Consider the following 19408-nt stretch of genomic DNA (forward strand, 5'->3'; position numbering starts at 1 on the left):
GACGTCCCTCGAAACCGGAAGACCAGAATGACAGACGCCGCTGATCCCCTCGTCCTCTTCATGCCATCGGGCAAACGTGGCCGATTCCCGGTCGGGACATCCGTGCTTGAAGCTGCCCGCACGCTCGGCGTCTATGTCGAAAGCGTGTGTGGGGGGCGCGCCACCTGCGGGCGTTGCCAGATCGAGGTCCAGGAAGGTCAGTTCGCCAAACACGGCATCACCTCCGCCAACGACCACATTTCAGCCATCGGGCCGAAGGAAAAGCGCTACGCGGAAATCCGCACCATCCCGGCCGGACGGCGCCTGTCCTGCTCGGCCCAGATCCTCGGCGATCTCGTCGTCGATGTGCCGCCGGATACCGTGGTCAATGCTCAGGTCATCCGCAAGGCCGCGACAGACCGGACTTTCCCGCGCAACCCGGCCATCCAGCTCTGCTATGTCGAGGTAGACGAACCCGACATGCACAAGCCACTGGGCGATCTCGACCGGCTCAACCTGATGCTGGAAAAGGATTGGGGTTTCAACGACATCCTCGTCGCCCAGCATCTCCTTCCGGATGTGCAAAAGACCTTGCGCAAGGGGAACTGGGGCGTCACCGCCGCCATTCACCGCGACCTTGATGCATCGCGCCCCAACATGATCGCGCTCTGGCCCGGCCTGCACAACGAGGCCTATGGCATTGCCTGCGATATCGGCTCGACGACGATCGCCATGCATCTCGTCTCGCTTCTGTCAGGCCGCGTCATCGCCTCCTCCGGCACATCAAACCCGCAGATCCGCTTCGGCGAGGACCTGATGAGCCGCGTCTCCTACGTGATGATGAATCCGGATGGGCGCGAGGCCATGACCAGGGCTGTCCGTCAGGCGATCAACGAACTGACGGTCAAGGTCTGCGCGGAGGCCGGCGTCAATCCCGACGACATCCTCGATGCGGTCTTCGTCGCCAATCCGATCATGCACCACCTCTTCCTCGGCATCGACCCGACCGAACTCGGCCAGGCACCCTTCGCGCTCGCCGTGTCAGGCCCCGTCCACACCTGGTCGCGCGAGATCGATCTCGCCATCAACCACGGTGCGCGCATCTACTGCCTGCCCTGCATTGCCGGTCATGTCGGCGCGGATGCAGCCGGCGCCACTCTGTCCGAAGGCCCTCATCGCCAGGACAAGATGATGCTGCTCGTCGATGTCGGCACCAATGCCGAAATCGTGCTTGGTAACCGCCAGCGCACGGTTGCCGCCTCCTCTCCGACGGGCCCGGCCTTCGAAGGTGCCGAAATCTCCTGCGGCCAGCGCGCCGCCCCCGGCGCCATCGAACGCGTCCGCATCCACCCAGACACGCTGGAGCCACGTTTCAAGGTCATCGGCGTCGAGCAGTGGTCGGATGAAGAGGGCTTTGCCGAAGCCGCGAGCAAGACCGGTATCACCGGCATCTGCGGCTCGGCCATCATCGAGGTCGTCGCCGAAATGTATCTCTCGGGCGTCATCTCCACCGACGGCGTGGTCGATGGCGGCATGGCCGCCAAAAGCCATCGCATCCTCGAAAACGGCCGCACCTTCTCCTATCTTCTGCATGACGGCGCCCAGAAGATCACCGTCACCCAGAACGACGTTCGTGCCATCCAGCTCGCCAAGGCCGCCCTTTATGCCGGCATCAAGCTCCTGATGGAAAAGCTCGCCATAGACACCGTCGACACCATCCGCTTCGCCGGTGCCTTCGGCTCCTTCATCGATCCGAAATACGCGATGGTCCTGGGCCTGATCCCCGATTGCGAGCTCTCGGAAGTCAAAGCCGTCGGCAATGCCGCCGGCACCGGCGCCCTGATGGCCCTGCTCAACCGCGACTACCGCCGCGAAATCGAGGAAACCGTCACCCGCATCGAAAAGATCGAGACCGCACTGGAGCCGCATTTCCAGCAACTCTTCATCGATGCCATGGCCCTGCCGAACAAGGTCGATCCGTTCCCGAAACTCTCGGCCGCCGTGACGCTGCCGGAGCGGAAGGTGCTGGCGGAGGGGGATGGCGAAGGTGGCGGCCGCAGACGCCGGCGATCGAGGGAATAGCCGCAGGCATCAACTGCGCCTGGGTTAGCGTCGCCGGAGATTGCCCCGACAGAAATTTTCTTCCTTCAAGGGAGCTTGTTCCCGTCTGGCGCGTTCAGCGTGGTCGGTATCATGGGGCCATCTTCTATATGTTCACAGAGTTCTTTGCAGACTACCAGGCGCAGGTTGCCCTGGGGCTGGTCGTCTTGCTGTTTGCCTTTTTCGTCTGGGAGAAATACCCCGCCGAAGTCACGGCGTCTGCCGGGGCCGCCCTCTTCATCGTGCTCGGCTTCGTGCCGACCGACAAGGCGATGGCCGTCTTCTCCAATTCCGCCCCCCTGACGATCGCCGCCATGTTCGTCCTCACGGGTGCCCTTGTGAGAACCGGTGTCCTTGAACGCGTGGCCGGCCTCGTTTTGGAGCGGTCGAAGACCTATCCGAGGCTTGCCCTCGGCGTCTTCCTGTTCACCGCCCTCGTCGCATCCGCCTTCATGAACAATACCCCCGTCGTGCTGGTGCTCATCCCGATCGTGATCCGGCTTGCCGCAGCGCTCGACATTGCCTCCACCCGCCTTCTGATCCCCGTCTCCTATGCGGCCATTCTCGGCGGCACCTTGACCCTGATCGGCACCTCCACCAGCCTGCTCGTCGATGGCGTCGCGCGCGGCCAGGGTCTGGAACCCTTTTCCCTCTTCGAGATCACGCCGGTCGGCCTTGCCACGGCCGCGACCGGCATTCTCACCATGCTCGTGCTCGGCAAGTTCCTGCTCCCGGATCGGCGCGACGAGGGCGGCGAACTGGAGAATGAAAACGACGCCGAATATCTTTCGGAAATCACCGTGCTGTCAGACGGTCCCTTCACCGAAAAACCCGTCGGCGAGATCGCCGAATTCAAGCAGCCTGGGCTGCGCATCACCGGCATACGCTCGAATGGCGAGATGATCCGAAAGGGCCTCAATGCCCTGACCCTGAGGAAAGGCGACAGCCTCGTTGTCCTGGCAAAGTCGGCCGAACTCCTCACGCTGAACAACCTCGAAGGCCTGCGCGTCGGTCAGCGTCGCGGAACGTCGGGTGAAGGCGAACGTTCGGTGGTCGAAGCCGTCGTCGCACCCGGACGGTTCTCGCAAGGCATTCGTCTTTCCACCCTTACGCTCGGCCGCCGGTTCGGCGTGCGCATCTTGGGCGCGCACAGGCACAAGCACGTGCCCGGCCCCGATCTCGGCAATGTCCGGCTTCGCCCGGCCGACAAACTGCTCCTAGAAGGCACGCCGGAGGCCCTCGACGAACTCTCCCACGAAAGCGAGCTTGTATCGGTCACCCGCTCGACCGCGCGCGCCTTCCGTCCGACCAAGGCGCCACTGGCGCTGCTCGCGCTGGGCCTCGTAGTCGTCCTTGCGGCCTTTGACGTCATGGATATCGGCATCCTCGCCATGATCGCCGTCCCCGCCATCCTCATTTTGCGCTGCATCGACGCAGACGAGGCCTGGGGATCGATCGAAGGCGGCATCCTGATCCTCATCTTTTCCATGCTGGTCGTTGGCCAGGGCCTGCAGGAGACCGGTGCGGTGACACTTGTCGTCGACACCGCCATGCCGCTGATGTCCGCCGTCTCGCCCTTCGTGGTCCTGCTTCTCGTCTACGCGCTGTCCTCGACATTGACCGAATGCGTGACCAACAACGCCGTTGCCGTCATCCTCACACCGATCGTAATAGGTCTTGGCCAACAGCTCGGCATAGAGCCGCGCGCCCTTGTCGTCGCCGTCATGTTCGGCGCCAGCGCCAGCTTTGCGACCCCCATCGGCTACCAGACCAACACCCTGGTCTATGGTGCCGGCAACTACCGCTTCAGCGATTTCGTCAAGATCGGCCTCCCGATGAACATCATCGTCGGCTTCGTCACCTGCTACGCGATCTATCTGTATTATGGGGTTTGAACTGGCGGGTGACGGCGCGCGAGGACGACGAAATGTTCCGGAATCATCGCCGGAAGGAGAGCGAGAGCAGCCACGGCATTTGGCAGCTCAAGCGCACAGGCAATGCACGAACCAGTTCGAAAAACGCAGTGAGGTCCAGGTCGAACGCGCCAGGCATGCCTGCGAGTTTCGTCCTTGTTAGGTGAATTCCACTGTGCCGACCGCAAACCGACCGTTGCACGCGCAGTTTAGAGCAAATGACCTTGTGGCGGCCGGGAATGTCAGCTGAATGCTGCATTCCTACAGTTCGCGAATGTCCTTCAGACTGCCTCGGAACGTGGCAACGAGCCCATCCGGCAAATAGCGCTTCTCGGCATCGCCATTGCCAACCAAGCCGAGCTGGATGAGGCGGGAACCGAAGCCTCTTCTGACCGGATCGGCAACGATTGGTCCGCCCGATTCCTTCCATGTCACGGTCAGCATTGGCTCAGACGCATCTGTTTCGATCTGCCATGAGAGGTCCACGCGTCCTTCCGGAAGAGAAAGTGAACCATACTTTGCCGCATTGGTGGCGAGTTCATGCAGCAGCATCGAAATCGAAAGTGTCGCTCTCGGTCCTAATTCCAGTTCAGGACCAATCGCGTAAATCCTTCCAGCGTCGTCATGCAGGTTGAGCAACAGGCGAACCACCCGTCCGAGAGGGGCGGCTGTCCAGTTCTCCTGCTGAAGCTGATCGTGCGCCAGATCGAGTGCAGATATCCGGCGCTGAAAGGCCTGCACCGCGTCTCTTTCGGCTACCTTTTTGAGCGTTTGATTGGCGATGGCCTGGACCATCGACAGCGTATTCTTCATCCGATGGGAGATCTCCTTGTTCAGGAGGTCCTGCCGGGCCTGCGCTGCTTCCCGTTCGCGCAAGAGTTGCCGCAATTCAATCTGCCGCATGACCTGACGCGCCAGAACGCGGAGTGCTGTTTCCTGGAGCGGAGAGAGAGATCTCGGTTTGTAGTCCAGGACGCAGACTGTCCCGATGGCATGACCAGCCTCCGTCTTGAGCAAGGCGCCGGCATAAAACCTCAGATTTGGCTCACCAGCGACGAGTGGATTACAGGCAAAGCGCTCGTCTTTTGTGGCATCCGGCACCATGAGGAAATCTTCCTCCAGGATCGCCTTTGCACAGAACGAAGAATCGATCGGTGTTTCCCGTACGCCAAGGCCGACTTCCGCCTTGAAAAACTGCCGATTCTTGCCGATCAGGTTGACCACCGCGATCGGCGTTTCGCAGATCTGCGAAGCGAGTTCCGCGATGTCATCGAAATCGCGCTCACGCGGGGTGTCGAGCATGTTGTAGGCTTCGAGGGCCTCAACTCGATCTGCTTCCCGATCATGCACAATCATACGTCAGAACCCGATATACCCAATCGAATCATGAGTGCCATCTCTGCCATCTAGATGCAACCGGTGCACATCAACGCCTCGGGGGGAAACTGCGCGATTACCGCTTGCCGCAGGGGAACATCGGCCATTCGGCTCAAAATTGGCATGATGCGCATGGCATGCGCGTGTCAATCGACCTGCGGTTTAAGCAAAATCCTGGCAAATGGTTTCATGGGGTCGTCGAGAACACCCCCCACGCTTACCGGCAGCAATTCAACCATGAGCACGGCCGCGGACAGTGTCCTGACGGCCCAAGTCGCCTCGCTCACCCCAGAATGTCGGGCGCCGCCTCCACCATCTTCGTCAAAGCCTCCGCTTTTGCCCCGCGCACCGGCCCGCAATACTTCACCTTGAGATCCCTGAACCCGCAAAAGCCGAGGATCTGCCGGCGCAGAATCTTCACCCAGCCATTGCCATAGCCCCATTTGAGGAAAAAGGTCGGCGTGTCGGACGTGATGACCACGCGCGCCTTGCGGCCCTTGAGCAGTGCCAGCGGAAACGCCTTTCCGTCGACATATTGAAAGCCGAATCCCGGCATCAGCAGCCGGTCGAAGAGACCTTTGAGCTTGGCTGGCGCCGCCCCCCACCAGAGCGGATGCACGATGACAAGCCGGTCGCACCAGGTGAGGCTTTCGGCCAGGGCCTGAAGATCCGGCTCCCAGTCCATCCGGGCGCGATAACCGTCACGAAGATTGGCGTCGAAATCCAGAGCCTCGAGATGCACCAGCCGCACCGTCTGGCCCTGCTGGCGGGCGACATCCGCAATTCGTTCGGCCATGTCCCCGCACAGGGTTTTCCGTGCCGGATTGCCGTTCAGGACGAGTACGCGCGATGGCTGCGCATCGCGTGACAGGAAGGACATGAGGGATCCTCTTGTTTTTGACCACGGTCAATTTATGCTGCGTAAATTGACCTCGGTCAAGTTAGTTTTGGCGTAGGCTCGTCCAAAAGGAATCGCGCATGAAACTTCGCCAGTCCCGCAGCCGCCAGACCCGAGACCAGATCCTTGGCGCCGCGCGCGAGCTTTTTTCGCGCCAGGGTTACGAGCCGACCAGCATCGACCAGGTGGCCAGCGCGGCAAAAGTGGCGAAATCGAGCGTCTTTGCCCATTTCGGCGACAAGGCCAATCTGCTGGCAGCACTCGGCCTCGGCGAAATCGAGAAGCTGGCGGAGGCTGGCAAGGCAGAAGTCGCAAGGGCCGACGACCGCCCGCTGGCTGATCAGCTGCGCGCCCTGCTCCAGCCTTGGCTCTCCTATTTCTGCCGGGAACACGCCTTTGCCGGCCTCTATCTCAGCCAGTCAGCCTTGACCCGCGGGCCCCATACGGAGGCCTTTCTCGATCTCTGTTGGGTGCTGGAAGATCAGGTGGCCGAACTGTTCCGCAAATCGCACAAGGGATCGCTGTCGGCCGAGCGCGCGCAACTGCTCGCGCGCGGCGTTCAGGCCCTGTTTCACGAAGTCATCGTCTTCGAGATCTCCGGCTGGATCGTGCCGCCGGAGAGCGCCGAGATCATGCTTGGCCGGTTCCTCGACATCTGGATCGCAGGCGCCCAACAGACCTCGATACCGCCGGACCCCATCGCTTGAGATCCGGAATCCTCATCTGCGAATTTCGGCGTCAGGTGAGCCCGGCGAGAAACCGTCGTGCTGCGCCGGCCAGAACCTCGGGCGGAAAACCGGAAAAGCCGATCACCAGGCCGCGCCGTGCCGGCAAGGCCCGATAGAGCGGCGAAAGCGCCTTGACACCGAAGCCAGCCTCGAGCGCCTGCCGCGCAAGCCCGACATCGTCGCTTCCGGGAGGAAGGTCCGCCACCAGGTGCAGGCCCTGCTCGGGCGTGGAAACGGCGAACGGCCCTGGCTGCAACGCCTCCACCAGCGCATCCCGCGCTGCTCGGACCCGTTTTCGCGCCCGCTTGATATGCGCCGAAAAATGCCCGTCGCGCAGGAATTCCGTCAGCGCATCCTCCGATAGCGTTGAGGGAAAGCGGTCGGTTAGCCGGCGAATGGTCAGTATGCGCTCACGCAAACGTCGCGGCACGACAAGATAGCCGATCCGGAAACCCGGCAGCAGCGTCTTGGAAAACGTGCCGAGATAGATGACATGGCCAGATCCATCGATCCCCTGAAGGGCACTCAGCGGCGGGCCGGCGAAGCGGAACTCGCTGTCGTAATCGTCCTCGATGATATAGGCGCCTGCAGACCTTGCCCAGTCGATCAGCGCCAGCCGCCGCGTCATGGACAGCGTGACACCGAGCGGATACTGGTGCGACGGCGTCACATAGACGGCCCTTGCATCCGGCCGCGTCGCGATGCCGGCGGCAACATCGATCCCCTCGCCATCGACCGGTACGGGTGTCACGGAAAGGTCCGCCCCCTCGAACAGCTCCCTTGCGGCGGCATAACAGGGATCCTCCAGCCACACCGGATCTCCTGGTTTCAGCAGCGCCCTCACCGCGAGATCGAGACCCTGCTGGGTTCCCGACGTCATGATGACCTGCTCGGGCTCGCAGACGACCCCGCGCGCCGCCTTGAGGTAAGCGGCGACTTCCACACGAAGCGCCAGGCTCCCGGCCGGATCATTGTAGTGGAAATGCCGCGGCGACGGTTTCATCAGATGCCGGTTCATCAGCATGCGGAAGATCCTCAGTGTCGTCTCGTCCGCCGTCGAACAGCCCAGCGCACCGGGAAGCGGCGCTCGCCCTTCGTCGCCCCTGATCTGCTGGGAGACGTGCGGGACGGCCTCCTTGGCGACCTCCGGGGAAAACTGCGGCAAAACCGGCGCCGGCTGGACCAGCGGCACGGCCTCGGCCACATAAGTGCCAGCCCCGACCCGCGCCTCGGCAAAGCCATCCGCCACGAGCATCTCATAGGCCGCCACTGCAGCGCCCCGCGACATGCCGAACCGTGCCGCAATATCCCGTGTCGTCGGCAGCTTGTCGCCAGGCCGCATCTGCCCGCTTTCGATCAGCCCTCGCAGCGACCGGTAGAGCGCCTGGCGCCGCGGCCCCGTGGCCGGCAGAACGGGCGTACTGGCCGACCAGTCGGAATTGGTTCTTACTTTCCTTGCCATCATGGACCTTCTTTGGACCAATCACTGCGACTATCCCTGCCGCATCAGCCGTCAGGAGGCAAGCATGAACGCGCGACCAGACCCGCAAACCTACCCCGTCACCCCGCGCAACCGGGCAAAACGCCTGCATGAGCGCGCAGCCTACGACCGGGACGCCGTCTACGCCGTGCTCGACGCTGCCCTTCTGTGTCATGTGGCCTATGTCATCGACGGTCAGCCCTATTGCACGCCGACCATCCACTGGCGCGAGGGCGACTGGCTCTTCTGGCACGGCTCGTCTGCCAGCCGCATGCTGAAGACCCAGAAATCCGGCATCCCCGTCTGCCTCACGGTCGCTCATCTCGACGGCCTGGTGCTGGCTCGCTCCGGCTTTCACCACTCCGCCAATTACCGCTCCGCCATGTGTTTCGGCACGGCCCAGATCATCGACGATCCGGCGGACAAGGCGGACGCCCTGAAAGGCGTCGTCGACCGCTTGTATCCCGGCCGCACGCAGGTCTTGCGCGAAAACGACCCCCAGGAAGCCAAGGGCACCATGGTCATCGGCATGCGCATCGAGGAGGCCTCGGCCAAGATCCGCTCAGGCGGCGTCTCCGACGATCCCGCCGATAGCGACGCACCGGTCTGGGCCGGCGTCATCCCGGTGGAAACCCGCCTCGGCACACCGGAGATCTGTCCGAAGGTCCCGGACGGCGTCACCTATCCCGACCATCTCGCCCATTTCCGAGAAGGCCGTAGGCTGGACGAAGTCTTGACGGAAAGCCAGGCGCTCTACGAAAGGCAGGGCTGACGGGGCCATCCCGCCTCTCGACACCGTGCAATGAACAAGGGGCGGCGCATCGACCGATGCCCGCCCCAGCAGAGCCATCCCTTGATCGCCCCTCACACCGCCGAAATCCACCCCTCGAGCTTGACCCGTTGCGCCTCGGAAAACGCATGCGACTTGCGCGTCGTCTGGTCGAAATGCACGACCACCGTCTCGGCCGAGGCACAGAGCCTGCCGTTCTGGAACACCGCCTGGCTCATCGTCACCGACGACCGCCCGACCCGCGTCACCCGTGTCCCGATCTCGACAGTGCCCGGCCACAAGATCTCCGCGACATAATCGATGTCGAGCTTGGCCAGAACGAAGGAAAAGCCTTCGTCGAGCAGCGGATCATCCGGGTTGTAGATCAGCTCCACACGTCCCGTTTCCATGAAGGTAGCAAACACGGCATTGTTGACATGCCCCTGCCGGTCCGTATCGCCATAACGCAGCTTGTCGTAAGCCTGGCCTGCAAAATCCTCGAGCCTCAGCCCCTTCGTCTCATCCACCATACGCACGGAAATCCTACTGCCTGCTGCCTCTTGGCCGATCAGCCAATTCGGCATTTCCCTAATTTCAGAAATCGCCAACCGCTTACCAAGGCCACCCGATCACGCAGCCATGCCGATCATCTCGGAAAACGCATATCGCACGCTGTCGGCCACCGCCCGGATCGTCTCCGACGTCTCCTTGCCGGTCAACAGCCTGACTTCGAAGGAGCCCAGCTCGGGCAGCCCGTGTTTGACGCCGAGTGCCGTCATGTCGTCGGTGAGATAGCTCCGCGGCAAGGGCGCGACCGCCAGATCGGCGATCACCGCTGCCCGCTGCGCCATCGTATGCGCCGAGAGATAGGCGATGCGATAGGGCCGCTTCTCCTTGTCGAGTCTCGCCAGCGCATCCGCCCGCCAGCAGCAGCCATCCTCCCAGATCGAGACGGGCAGCGGATCGCGCAAATGCGCCGTGCCACATTTGGCTCCGGCCCAGACCAGCTGCTCCTGGTGGATCACCTCGCCCTCATGAACCACCTGGCCGGGCGCGCAATTCGACAGCGTCAGATCCAGCCGCTGTTCGGCGAGCCGGCGCCTCAGCGCGCCCGACGAATCCACGGTCAGATCCACCATGATCAGCGGATAGAGCTCGGCAAACCGCCTCAATATCGTCGGCATGAAACGCTCGCCGATGTCGTCAGGCGCGCCGAGGCGCACCACCCCCTTCATCTCCGGCATGCGGAACCGGCCCACCGCCTCGTTCGACAGGGCGAGCATCCGCCGCGCATAGGGCAACAGCACCTCGCCCCCCTCCGTCAACGTCACCGAACGCGCGTCGCGCAGAAAGAGCGTCACGCCCAGCTGCTCCTCGAGCTTTTTGATCTGCATGGAGACGGCCGACGGCGTGCGGTAGACCCGGTCGGCGGCCGTGGTGAAGCTGCCGGTCTCGGCGATTGCCACAAAGGTGCGGAGCACGTCGTTGTCGAGAAGCGGAAGAGGCTGGCGCAGCATGAGGGTCATGATGATCTACCTTCAACAAAATTGAATCTGAAGACGATACTATTGCGTTTGATTGAATGTCAATTGCGGAGCATCCTTCTTCTCACACACCGACATAGGAGGATTGCAGCCATGACTTCGACAGCCTTCCAGACCCTGCGCCACTCCCTCGCCACCCTGATGGCGAAGACGCGCCAACGCACCACCCGCGAGGCCACCCGCCGGACGCTCGCCTCGCTCGACACCGCACTTCGCGATGATCTCGGCCTCACCCGCCACCACCAATTCATCACGTTCCAGAATGCAAAGCATGACAAACATTCGTTTGAGTGATGCGTTATGACGCGTCATACGAGAACCCGGCCCTGAGGATCCGATGAAGAAAGGGCCGCCGAACCCGAGAGGATCAAGTCCATGACAATGGTTTGCTGCACAGCCCCGATCACACGTACCGCCCCCGCCGTCCCGACGACGGTTGACATGGCAAGGCGCGCGGCCGCCCATCTCGCGACGAAACTGAACGGTCTGGCCCACGCCATCGCGGAGGACCGCCGCCGCAGGCGGGACGCCGCAGCACTGGCCGCCCTGCCCTTCGATCTGCGCAAGGATCTCGGCTGGCCTGCGGGCGACACGCATCGCTGATCGCCGGAACCAGCGCTCCACCCCGCGACGCGGCCAGCCGGCCGCGTCGCAAACGGGGCATCGCACCACCCCGCCCATCCCTTGCCCCACGGCCCGGAAGCCCCAGGTTTTTCAACCACCTGTAAGCGCCTGTCCCGCCAGTGCCCGTTTCCCGACGTCGCAGCCGGAAAAATCGGCAGAAATATCGCTCTTTAGCGATTGCGAATGCTTTCACGGCGCGGGATCTTATGACAATGTCGTAAAACGACTATCGCGCCGATCAATTCAGGCGGAGCATGCCGGAAAACAAGGGAACGGCAGCAAGGACAACCGGGCACCATCATGAGCAAGATTCAGCCACAGACCAAGAAGCGAACCATCGTCTTCTTCCTAGTCCCCCATTTCACGCTTCTGCCCTTTGCCGGCGCCATCGAGACGCTGCGCATCGCCAACCGCATGCTGGGTTACGGTGCCTATGAATGGCGCCTTGCCTCGGTTGATGGCCAGAAGGTCTATTCCTCCTCCGGCATCGGCATCGAGGTGAACGGCTCGCTCGCCGACGAGCGCCGATATCTCGGCGGCGAGAACCGGCCGAACATGGCGATCGTCTGTTCCGGCATCTATGTCGAGGAGTTCAACAACAAGTCGGTCAATGCCTGGCTGCGCGAAGCCTATAACCGCAATGTCGCCGTCGGCTCGCTGTGCACCGGCGCCCATGTGCTCGCCCAGGCCGGCCTCCTCAACGGCAAGCGCTGCGCCATCCACTGGGAAAACCTGCCCGGCTTCTCTGAAAACTTCCCCCAGGCGGAAGTCTATGCCGATCTCTACGAAGTCGACGGCAATCTCTACACCTGCGCCGGCGGCACAGCCTCGCTCGACATGATGCTGAACCTGATCGGCCAGGATTTCGGTGAAGGCCTCGTCAACCGCGTCTGCGAACAGCACCTGACCGACCGCGTCCGCTCTGCCAACGACCGCCAGCGCTTACCCCTCCGGGCTCGCCTCGGCGTGCAGAATTCCAAGGTCCTGCAGATCATCGAGCTGATGGAGGCCAATCTCGCCGAGCCGCTGTCGCTGCTGCAGATCGCCGACGATGCCGGCCTGTCGCGCCGCCAGATCGAGCGCCTGTTCAGACAGGAAATGGGCCGCTCCCCCGCCCGCTACTATCTCGAAATCCGCCTCGACCGCGCCCGCCACCTGCTCGTCCAGTCCTCCATGCCCGTCGTCGAAGTCGCCGTCGCCTGCGGCTTCGTCTCGGCCTCCCACTTCTCCAAGTGCTACCGCGAACTCTACAACCGCTCCCCCCAGCAGGAGCGTGCGGAACGCAAGCTGACAATGTCGAGCAACCGGACCGGGGTGGTGGTGTAAGCCACCGGCTACACCCGGAGCCCATCGCGGGGTCCGCTCTCCCACCTCGTGGGGGAGATGTCCGGCAGGCCAGTGGGGATCACACAGCAGATGGCTGGCTATGCCCAAAGCTGCATCCCAGCCTTGCCGTCCCTTTCAGGTGGAGACTGGGCATGGCGTGCGAAGCAAGATGCATAACCAGTCGGCTTCCGAAGCAGGCCGGCTCTATCGATCGCGTTGTGACGTCGGGCAGCAGTGTCTGGCGAGCGAGGTGGTCCCTCGCCTTGGACGCCAGGGGCGAACCCCGGATAGACCACGCCTATTGAAACCGTTTTCGCGCGGCTGAAGGCGCATCGTGCGGGGCGCGCGAAGAGAGGCGCGCACCGTCCGGCGCGCGCCCTGTTTCGTCTCAGTCCGCCAATTCCGGGATCCGCAACACCTGCCCGGGATAGATCTTGTCGGGATGGCTGAGCATCGGCCGGTTGGCCTCGAAAATCACTGTATTCTTCGCGCCCTTGCCCTTACCATACTGCGCCTCGGCGATCTTCCAGAGATTGTCGCCCTTCTTGACGGTGTAGAAGACGGGCTCCTTTGCCGCGGAGACAGGCGCGTCCGGCGTTTCGGCAATGGTCAGTTCCGCGGCCTCGACCGAGGAAATGCCGAGCGTATTGCCGACGGCAACGACGGCCTTTTCGAAGGCGGACTGGTCCTTGACCGTACCCTTCAGCACCACCTTGTCTTTGACCACCTCGACCTTGACGGCGTCGGTGCCGAGCCCATGTGAGGCGAGTTCCTTCTGCACGGCTTCCGCATCCGGCGCGTCGTCGTCACCGCCGATACCAAGCTTTTTGCCGGCATTCTTGATGAAATTGAATAAACCCATTTTCGTCTCCTCACTGTCTCAACCGTTGATCGGTGCCGACAGGAGAGACCAGCTTTATGACAAACTCAAGAAGCCATTGCTGTTTTATATTCATGCTTATCGCGATCGCACCAATATGCCGGCCGAGGCTTGGCCGCCGTTTAACAAATTGAAATCCATCCATGCGACACTGGGAACAACTTTGCACCTGAAGCGGAAGACGGCGCCGACAGTCTGCATGTGCCGCATTGCCTCGGGCGCAATGAGTATCGAGTGGAGAGCGGTGTCTTGTTTACCCAGCAGCAATTGACGGCGATCCTGTCATCGCTACCGGATCCAGCCTTCATCCTGACCCGGAGTGGCCGTTATACCGAGGTCTTCGGAGGCAAGGATGCGCGCCATTATCACGATGGCAGCGCCCTGATCGGGCGCAGCCTCTTCGAGGTATTGAAAGACGACAAGGCCCGCTGGTTTGCCGCCGAGATCGGCAAGGCGCTGGAATGCGGCGTTCTGCATATCGTCGAATACGAATTGTCCGGAAGCGACGTCAAAGGCGCAGGCGACGGACCCTCGGAGCCGATCTGGTTCGAGGGGCGCGTTCGGGCCCTGCCCTTCCAGGTGGACGGCGAGGATGCCGTCGTCTGGGTGGCGAGCAACATCACCGAGAAAAACGACGTAGAGCGCAAGCTTCGGGAGCTCAGTGAAACCGATGCGCTGACAGGCCTCTACAACCGCCGCAAACTGATCGAAACACTCGATCACCGCATGCAGATCTTCGCGAGCGAACAATCCCAGACATCGGTGCTGATATTCGACCTCGACAATTTCAAGCGCCTGAACGACGAGCGCGGCCACCACGCCGGCGATTCTGCCTTGATCGAGATCGCCCGGCTTTGTCGCGAAAACCTGCGCCAGGATGACGTGATCGCGCGCATTGGCGGCGACGAGTTTGTCATCGTGATGCCGGATCTGGACTGCAAGGATGCTCTGGCGATTGCGGATCGGCTGCGCAAACGGGTGTCCGCCGAGTTGCGCGAAAGCCTGCGCTACGAATCCACGATCAGCGGCGGCGTCAGTGAATTCAACCAGCCGGACCGCTTTTCGTGCGACATTCTGAAGCGCGCCGACGAGGGCCTCTATGTCTCCAAGCGCGCGGGCCGCAATCGCGTATCGGCCTGCTGATCCGCGCCTATGGCCTTGCGACGGAAACGAGGCGACCGCCGGTTATCGAGCGATGATCGAGGCGGCGAAGCAAGCCCTAGCTTCCAAGCAAGCTCCAGAAGAACCGCGCCGAGACGAAGAGCAGAAACACCGCAAAGCCCAGTTCCAGCTGTCGCTTGTTCAGCCGATGCGCCAGCTGGGCGCCATAGGGCGCGACCACCATGGCGATCGGGAAAATCACTGCAAAGGCGATCCAGTTGACATAGCCGGTGGAAAAGGGCGGCAGACCCGCCTCGCCCCAGCCGGCATAGATGAAGCCGAGAAAGGCCGGGATCGAGATCAGCACACCGACGCCGGAAGAAGTCGCGACCGCCTGATGGATCGGCCTTCCGAACAGCGTCATGAAGGTATTGTTGAACACCCCGCCGCCGACCCCCATCAGTCCGGAAAACAGGCCGATCGCCGACCCCGTCAGGAAGCGCCAGGGTTGCCCCGGCAGTTCCGTGCCGAGATGCATCCGGTTGGAAAGAAACAGCATGCGTGCCGCCAGCACCAGACCCATGACCGCGAAGAACAGGCGAAGTCCGGCGCTCGAGACATAGGCCGCAACGACGGTGGCGGCGAGCGCCCCGAGCGGCACCGCGATCATCCAGCCTTTCAGCAGGTTCATATCGACCGCCCCGCGCTTCTGATGCGCCTGGAACGAGCGGATCGAGGTCGGCACGATCAGCGCCGTCGAGGTGCCCACGGCGAGGTGCATGATCACATCCTCGGGGATCCCGGCATAACCGAACACCTGGTAGAAGACCGGCACCAGCACCGCCCCGCCTCCGATGCCAAACACACCGGCCAGAAGTCCCGCCACCGCACCGGCGGCCGCGAGCATGACGGCAAACAGGAGAATATCGGCAAGCGGCGGCATGGGGCACTCCGGAAAATACAAACCGTCTGGCCAGACGGTCCTTGGCGGCGGGATGTCGGGCGCCGCCGCTCGTCCCGATCCGGAAGCACTGCGGCGGCAGACATGCTGAAGCCTCTAGGCCCTGCCCGCCCCGGCCGCAAGCCCGCTCCCACCCGCTGCGGTACGCCCCGGACAGATCACCCGATCTTGAGCCTCATGCCGGGTTCACCATTGGGCTGCAGGAGAGCCGCTCGACGCAGCAGCCGGACTGAACCCTCTCTTTCGTGGGAAAAGTTCGGTGAGGTCACCTGAAAATGCCCGCCTGCACCGCGCAAGCATTGACCCACCCGAGGCATCCACCGCACACGCGGCAAATGACTTAGGCAATTAGCGAATTGCGGCATTCGCGAAGCGCCGACCTCAGCGGCAGTTCCGTTTGTCGAGATAGAGCGAGCAATCCTTGCCTGCGGGCGCGCCGCCTTGCTGCGAGGACGCCCCTGTCGACCGTCGCGTCGAGACCGGAACCGGATCGTTCATGCCGCTATTGCCGCTATCGGCCGCAAGCGGCAGGATCCCGCCCTCGCCCGGCATGTCCTGCGCCAGCTGCACCTCTTGTGCCGCCGCCCCGCCCGGTCCCGTCACGATCTGTGTCGGCTCGTCGAAACCGATCCCGTCCACCACCGGCTGGCTGGTCGTGCCCTCGGCAATCGCCATCGCCCCGCCATTCGTCACCACATGCGGCTGCACCCCGACAGGGCTCACGACGTCGGCAGACCCCAGGTCGGCAACAGGAGGCGCCTCGCCGATCCCGAGCTGGCCGTCGATATTCACGCCGCCTTCAGGAATGATCATCGCGCTTGCCGCAGGCTCCAGCCCGCCGTTCATCGAACGCGGCTCGGCCGCCGCCATCATCGGCGCGGTTTGTGCCCCGTCGCTCTGGCTGAGATCGGGCGTGTCGAGATAGTCGATCCCCGCGCTGCCGCCATTGCCCGGAGACGCCGGCGGCGCATAGGCCGCGGCCTCCGCTTGCGGGTCACCGACGCGTCCGACGAGCACCCGCCCGTCCCGCCTCCGATCGACCTTGCCGATCAGCTGGTCCCCCGCGCGCGGCCCACCGACATCGGCAAAGGGCACGCGATCGCTGCCGGAACAGCCTGATAGCATCAGGGCCGAGATACAAGCTGCCGTAAGCCGGCAGCCAAGGGACGAAAACACAAAACTCATTTCACCCTCGATGGCCCTTTATGGGACAACTTCGAGGAGCATAGGACCGGCAGACTTAACGCGCCATGAACGGAAACCGCCAGGAATCCAGGGCAAAAAATAGGGGCCGGCGGATCACTCCACCGGCCCCGACTGTTCGCCTGTGCTGACGCTTACGCCGCCCGGCGATGACCCGTCGCCTGCTGGACGTTGACCTTGAGGCGCGAGAGCAACTGGCGCAGCTTGTAGCTCTCCTCCGCCAGCGACTGCCCGGCCGCCGAGGTTTCCTCAACCATGGCCGCGTTCTGCTGCGTCATCTGGTCCATATGGTTGACCGAGGTGTTGATCTCGGCCAGCCCCGTCGCCTGTTCCTTGGCCGCGGTCGCGATCGTGTTGACGCTCTCGTTGACGCGGTTGACCAGCGATTCGATCTCGACCAGCGCCTCACCGGTCGAGCGAACCAGGCCAACGCCCGTATCGACTTCGGCCGCCGACGCGCTGATCAGCGTCTTGATCTCCTTCGCCGCATTGGCCGAACGCTGTGCGAGCTCACGCACTTCCTGCGCCACGACGGCAAAGCCGCGACCGGCTTCGCCTGCCCGCGCCGCCTCGACACCGGCATTCAGCGCCAGCAGGTTGGTCTGGAAGGCGATCTCGTCGATCACGGAAATGATCTGGCTGATCTTCTGCGAAGACCCCTCGATCCGTCCCATGGCATCGACCGCATTGCGGACGATCTCGCCGGAGCGGTTGGCGCTCGACTTGGTTTCGGCCACCATCTGGCGGGCTTCATTGGCCCGTTCCGCCGCCGTGCGTACGGTGGCCGTGATCTCGTCGAGCGCTGCCGCCGTTTCTTCGAGGGCCGCCGCCTGCTGCTCGGTGCGCTTCGACAGGTTGTTCGTCGCCTCGCTGATATTGCCGGCCGAAGACGTCACCACGTCGCTCGTCTGGTTGATCGCCGAGATCACGCCGCCGAGCGATTCCACCGCACGGTTGAAGTCGTCGCGCAGTTTTTCATAATCCGAGCCGATGACGCCGATCTGCACGGTGAGGTCGCCCTCGGCCAGCCGCTCCAGTGCCGACCCCAGCGCATGGATTGCGTGGTTCTGCCGTTCCGAAGAGGTGCGCAGGTTCAGTTCATTGCGCTCGCGTTCGCCATTCAGGCTCGCCTGCTGCTCCGCCTCGCGGTCGCGCAGCTCGATGCGTTCGCGCACGCTGTCGCGCAGCACCACGAGGGTCTGGGCCATGCCACCGATCTCGTCGCGGCGCTCCGTGCCTCCGACCTCGATATCCACCCGTTCGTCGGCGATGTCGCTCATCGCAGCCTTGAGCCGGTTGATCGGAGCAACGACGCTGCGAACGACGAGATAGGCGCACAGGATCATGCCGACCATGGCGCCCAGGATGAGCACGCCATATTTCAGGGCCGTCTGGCGGAAGAGTGCGGCAAGGTCGTCCGAATAGACGCCGGTCCCGACGATCCAGCCCCAGGGCTCGAAGCCGATGACATGCGACAGCTTCTCGACCGGCTCCTCGAAGCCCGGCTTTGGCCAGTAGTAGTTGACGAAGCCTTCCTTGCCCGACTTGACCGTATTGACGAACTCGACGAACAGCAACTTGCCGTTCGGATCCTTGTTCTGGCTCAGGTCCTTGCCGTTCAGTTCCGGCTTGATCGGATGCATGACCATGGCCGGCTGCATGTCGTTGATCCACATGTAACCGTCCGGCTGATAGCGCATTGCGCCGATCACGTCCTTGGCCCGCTCCTGCGCCTCCTCGCGCGTCAGGGTACCCTCCTGCTCCATCTTCTGATACTTGTTCAAGATCGCAACGGCATTGTCGTTGACTTGCGCAAGTCCGACACGGCGCTCTTGCACCAGCATGTCATAGGATTGGAACAGACTGTAAGTCAGCGCGCCCGCCAGAACGGCCAGAGCCAGCGCAACAAGTGCATAAAGCCGCACAGACAGCGACACGGATTTCATATTACCCACCCCCCAAATTGGTCAGAATGCTAAATTTTGATATTTAACCGTTCTAATTTCAGTAAATGCGCGCCTATAGATTCTGAGGGGTATCTTTTGATCCATTAGATTTAGTAGTGGCGCAGCCGCCGTGCACATCGACATCTGGTCGAAACACTCCGGAAGAGAATCGACAGGACATGATGGAAAGAACGGACAGGCCCACGGGCGAGCTCACACTGAGGACACTCGCCATGCCCGCCGATGCCAATGCCGCGGGTGATATTTTCGGTGGCTGGGTCATGGCGCAGATGGACCTTGCCTGCGGCATTCGCGCCGCAGAACGGGCCCGTGGCCGCGTCGTCACAGCCGCCGTCCAGGAAATGGCCTTCGCCATGCCGGTCAAGATCGGCGATACGCTTTGCGTCTACACGGAGATTGCCCGCGTCGGCCGCACCTCCATGACGCTGAAAGTCGAAACCTGGGCGCAGCGCTATCTGACACATGTCATGGAAAAGGTGACGGAGGCGACCTTTGTCATGGTCGCCCTCGATGCCGAAGGTAAACCCACGCCGGTGCCACCGGTCTGATCTGACGCCG

19 protein-coding genes are annotated in these 19408 nt (G+C 62.7%); 10 read left to right on the forward strand and 9 right to left on the reverse strand.

What is annotated here, in order from left to right:
- Positions 1 to 27: 27 nt before the first annotated feature.
- Both LJE98_RS12380 and LJE98_RS12385 read left to right on the forward strand, forming a co-directional pair.
- The gene (locus LJE98_RS12380) at positions 28 to 2061 is read left to right on the forward strand and encodes an ASKHA domain-containing protein (RefSeq protein WP_229575524.1); all 2034 of its coding nucleotides are present in this window, start codon (positions 28 to 30) and stop codon (positions 2059 to 2061) included.
- Between the two features lie 128 nt (positions 2062 to 2189).
- On the forward strand, positions 2190 to 3974 hold the full coding sequence (locus LJE98_RS12385; protein ID WP_229575525.1) for an SLC13 family permease: 1785 nt from the start codon (positions 2190 to 2192) through the stop codon (positions 3972 to 3974).
- A gap of 279 nt (positions 3975 to 4253) precedes the next feature.
- Here the strand turns inward: LJE98_RS12385 and LJE98_RS12390 are convergent, their stop codons facing one another.
- Both LJE98_RS12390 and LJE98_RS12395 read right to left on the reverse strand, forming a co-directional pair.
- The gene (locus tag LJE98_RS12390) at positions 4254 to 5348 is read right to left on the reverse strand and encodes a sensor histidine kinase (RefSeq protein WP_229575526.1); all 1095 of its coding nucleotides are present in this window, start codon (positions 5346 to 5348) and stop codon (positions 4254 to 4256) included.
- 304 nt (positions 5349 to 5652) lie between these two features.
- Positions 5653 to 6249, reverse strand: a complete 597-nt coding sequence (locus LJE98_RS12395) for an NAD(P)H-dependent oxidoreductase (protein WP_229575527.1) — start codon at positions 6247 to 6249, stop codon at positions 5653 to 5655.
- A 98-nt stretch (positions 6250 to 6347) separates the two neighbouring features.
- Between LJE98_RS12395 and LJE98_RS12400 the strand changes: the two genes are divergently transcribed.
- Positions 6348 to 6974, forward strand: coding sequence for a TetR/AcrR family transcriptional regulator (locus LJE98_RS12400; RefSeq protein ID WP_229575528.1), 627 nt, complete (start codon positions 6348 to 6350; stop codon positions 6972 to 6974).
- A 31-nt stretch (positions 6975 to 7005) separates the two neighbouring features.
- Here the strand turns inward: LJE98_RS12400 and LJE98_RS12405 are convergent, their stop codons facing one another.
- Positions 7006 to 8457 carry a PLP-dependent aminotransferase family protein gene (locus LJE98_RS12405; RefSeq protein WP_420710151.1) on the reverse strand — a complete coding sequence of 484 codons (1452 nt, stop codon included), beginning with the start codon at positions 8455 to 8457 and terminating at the stop codon, positions 7006 to 7008.
- A 64-nt stretch (positions 8458 to 8521) separates the two neighbouring features.
- Here LJE98_RS12405 and LJE98_RS12410 point away from each other — a divergent pair, with 64 nt between their 5' ends.
- On the forward strand, positions 8522 to 9247 hold the full coding sequence (locus tag LJE98_RS12410) for a pyridoxamine 5'-phosphate oxidase family protein (RefSeq protein WP_229575530.1): 726 nt from the start codon (positions 8522 to 8524) through the stop codon (positions 9245 to 9247).
- Between the two features lie 92 nt (positions 9248 to 9339).
- On the opposite strand, the gene LJE98_RS12415 is transcribed toward LJE98_RS12410, so the two are convergent.
- Positions 9340 to 9774 carry an acyl-CoA thioesterase gene (locus LJE98_RS12415; RefSeq protein WP_229575747.1) on the reverse strand — a complete coding sequence of 145 codons (435 nt, stop codon included), beginning with the start codon at positions 9772 to 9774 and terminating at the stop codon, positions 9340 to 9342.
- 99 nt (positions 9775 to 9873) lie between these two features.
- The gene (locus LJE98_RS12420; protein ID WP_229575531.1) at positions 9874 to 10770 is read right to left on the reverse strand and encodes a LysR family transcriptional regulator; all 897 of its coding nucleotides are present in this window, start codon (positions 10768 to 10770) and stop codon (positions 9874 to 9876) included.
- Between the two features lie 111 nt (positions 10771 to 10881).
- On the opposite strand from LJE98_RS12420, the gene LJE98_RS12425 reads away from it, so the two are divergent.
- The 3 genes from LJE98_RS12425 to LJE98_RS12435 all read left to right on the forward strand — a co-directional run bounded on the left by LJE98_RS12425 (position 10882) and on the right by LJE98_RS12435 (position 12738).
- A complete protein-coding gene (locus LJE98_RS12425) occupies positions 10882 to 11082 on the forward strand; it encodes a hypothetical protein (protein ID WP_229575532.1) in 201 nt (66 codons plus the stop codon).
- Between the two features lie 81 nt (positions 11083 to 11163).
- Complete coding sequence (locus LJE98_RS12430) at positions 11164 to 11391, forward strand: hypothetical protein (protein ID WP_229575533.1); 228 nt, start codon at positions 11164 to 11166, stop codon at positions 11389 to 11391.
- Between the two features lie 321 nt (positions 11392 to 11712).
- The gene (locus LJE98_RS12435) at positions 11713 to 12738 is read left to right on the forward strand and encodes a GlxA family transcriptional regulator (protein WP_229575534.1); all 1026 of its coding nucleotides are present in this window, start codon (positions 11713 to 11715) and stop codon (positions 12736 to 12738) included.
- 388 nt (positions 12739 to 13126) lie between these two features.
- On the opposite strand, the gene lysM is transcribed toward LJE98_RS12435, so the two are convergent.
- On the reverse strand, positions 13127 to 13600 hold the full coding sequence (gene lysM / locus LJE98_RS12440; RefSeq protein WP_229575535.1) for a peptidoglycan-binding protein LysM: 474 nt from the start codon (positions 13598 to 13600) through the stop codon (positions 13127 to 13129).
- Between lysM and LJE98_RS12445 the strand changes: the two genes are divergently transcribed.
- Positions 13581 to 13889, forward strand: coding sequence for a hypothetical protein (locus LJE98_RS12445; protein WP_229575536.1), 309 nt, complete (start codon positions 13581 to 13583; stop codon positions 13887 to 13889). The two genes, lysM and LJE98_RS12445, sit on opposite strands and share 20 nt — an antisense overlap.
- Complete coding sequence (locus tag LJE98_RS12450) at positions 13868 to 14761, forward strand: sensor domain-containing diguanylate cyclase (RefSeq protein WP_229575537.1); 894 nt, start codon at positions 13868 to 13870, stop codon at positions 14759 to 14761. The genes LJE98_RS12445 and LJE98_RS12450 overlap by 22 nt, the downstream gene beginning before the upstream one ends.
- Before the next feature lie 76 nt (positions 14762 to 14837).
- On the opposite strand, the gene LJE98_RS12455 is transcribed toward LJE98_RS12450, so the two are convergent.
- From LJE98_RS12455 to LJE98_RS12465, 3 genes are all read right to left on the reverse strand, one after another.
- A complete protein-coding gene (locus LJE98_RS12455; RefSeq protein ID WP_229575538.1) occupies positions 14838 to 15662 on the reverse strand; it encodes a sulfite exporter TauE/SafE family protein in 825 nt (274 codons plus the stop codon).
- 399 nt (positions 15663 to 16061) lie between these two features.
- Positions 16062 to 16865, reverse strand: a complete 804-nt coding sequence (locus tag LJE98_RS12460; RefSeq protein ID WP_229575539.1) for a hypothetical protein — start codon at positions 16863 to 16865, stop codon at positions 16062 to 16064.
- Between the two features lie 152 nt (positions 16866 to 17017).
- Positions 17018 to 18829, reverse strand: a complete 1812-nt coding sequence (locus LJE98_RS12465) for a methyl-accepting chemotaxis protein (RefSeq protein WP_229575540.1) — start codon at positions 18827 to 18829, stop codon at positions 17018 to 17020.
- A gap of 182 nt (positions 18830 to 19011) precedes the next feature.
- On the opposite strand from LJE98_RS12465, the gene LJE98_RS12470 reads away from it, so the two are divergent.
- The gene (locus LJE98_RS12470; RefSeq protein WP_229575748.1) at positions 19012 to 19398 is read left to right on the forward strand and encodes an acyl-CoA thioesterase; all 387 of its coding nucleotides are present in this window, start codon (positions 19012 to 19014) and stop codon (positions 19396 to 19398) included.
- Positions 19399 to 19408: the final 10 nt, after the last annotated feature.

This window comes from Rhizobium sp. 'Codium 1' (assembly GCF_020889605.1).
Lineage (GTDB): Bacteria > Pseudomonadota > Alphaproteobacteria > Rhizobiales > Rhizobiaceae > Allorhizobium > Allorhizobium algae.

What these genes read in the sequence shown, in the direction of transcription:
- LJE98_RS12410 (WP_229575530.1), top strand. Translation starts at nt 8,522, where the DNA reads ATGAACGCGCGACCAGACCCGCAAACCTACCCCGTCACCCCGCGCAAC.
- LJE98_RS12385 (WP_229575525.1), top strand. Translation starts at nt 2,190, where the DNA reads ATGTTCACAGAGTTCTTTGCAGACTACCAGGCGCAGGTTGCCCTGGGG.
- LJE98_RS12465 (WP_229575540.1), bottom strand. Translation starts at nt 18,829, where the DNA reads ATGAAATCCGTGTCGCTGTCTGTGCGGCTTTATGCACTTGTTGCGCTG.
- LJE98_RS12455 (WP_229575538.1), bottom strand. Translation starts at nt 15,662, where the DNA reads ATGCCGCCGCTTGCCGATATTCTCCTGTTTGCCGTCATGCTCGCGGCC.
- LJE98_RS12420 (WP_229575531.1), bottom strand. Translation starts at nt 10,770, where the DNA reads ATGACCCTCATGCTGCGCCAGCCTCTTCCGCTTCTCGACAACGACGTG.
- LJE98_RS12435 (WP_229575534.1), top strand. Translation starts at nt 11,713, where the DNA reads ATGAGCAAGATTCAGCCACAGACCAAGAAGCGAACCATCGTCTTCTTC.
- LJE98_RS12390 (WP_229575526.1), bottom strand. Translation starts at nt 5,348, where the DNA reads ATGATTGTGCATGATCGGGAAGCAGATCGAGTTGAGGCCCTCGAAGCC.
- lysM (WP_229575535.1), bottom strand. Translation starts at nt 13,600, where the DNA reads ATGGGTTTATTCAATTTCATCAAGAATGCCGGCAAAAAGCTTGGTATC.
- LJE98_RS12380 (WP_229575524.1), top strand. Translation starts at nt 28, where the DNA reads ATGACAGACGCCGCTGATCCCCTCGTCCTCTTCATGCCATCGGGCAAA.
- LJE98_RS12470 (WP_229575748.1), top strand. Translation starts at nt 19,012, where the DNA reads ATGGAAAGAACGGACAGGCCCACGGGCGAGCTCACACTGAGGACACTC.
- LJE98_RS12445 (WP_229575536.1), top strand. Translation starts at nt 13,581, where the DNA reads ATGAAATTGAATAAACCCATTTTCGTCTCCTCACTGTCTCAACCGTTG.
- LJE98_RS12400 (WP_229575528.1), top strand. Translation starts at nt 6,348, where the DNA reads ATGAAACTTCGCCAGTCCCGCAGCCGCCAGACCCGAGACCAGATCCTT.
- LJE98_RS12425 (WP_229575532.1), top strand. Translation starts at nt 10,882, where the DNA reads ATGACTTCGACAGCCTTCCAGACCCTGCGCCACTCCCTCGCCACCCTG.
- LJE98_RS12405 (WP_420710151.1), bottom strand. Translation starts at nt 8,457, where the DNA reads ATGGCAAGGAAAGTAAGAACCAATTCCGACTGGTCGGCCAGTACGCCC.
- LJE98_RS12415 (WP_229575747.1), bottom strand. Translation starts at nt 9,774, where the DNA reads ATGGTGGATGAGACGAAGGGGCTGAGGCTCGAGGATTTTGCAGGCCAG.
- LJE98_RS12395 (WP_229575527.1), bottom strand. Translation starts at nt 6,249, where the DNA reads ATGTCCTTCCTGTCACGCGATGCGCAGCCATCGCGCGTACTCGTCCTG.
- LJE98_RS12430 (WP_229575533.1), top strand. Translation starts at nt 11,164, where the DNA reads ATGACAATGGTTTGCTGCACAGCCCCGATCACACGTACCGCCCCCGCC.
- LJE98_RS12460 (WP_229575539.1), bottom strand. Translation starts at nt 16,865, where the DNA reads ATGAGTTTTGTGTTTTCGTCCCTTGGCTGCCGGCTTACGGCAGCTTGT.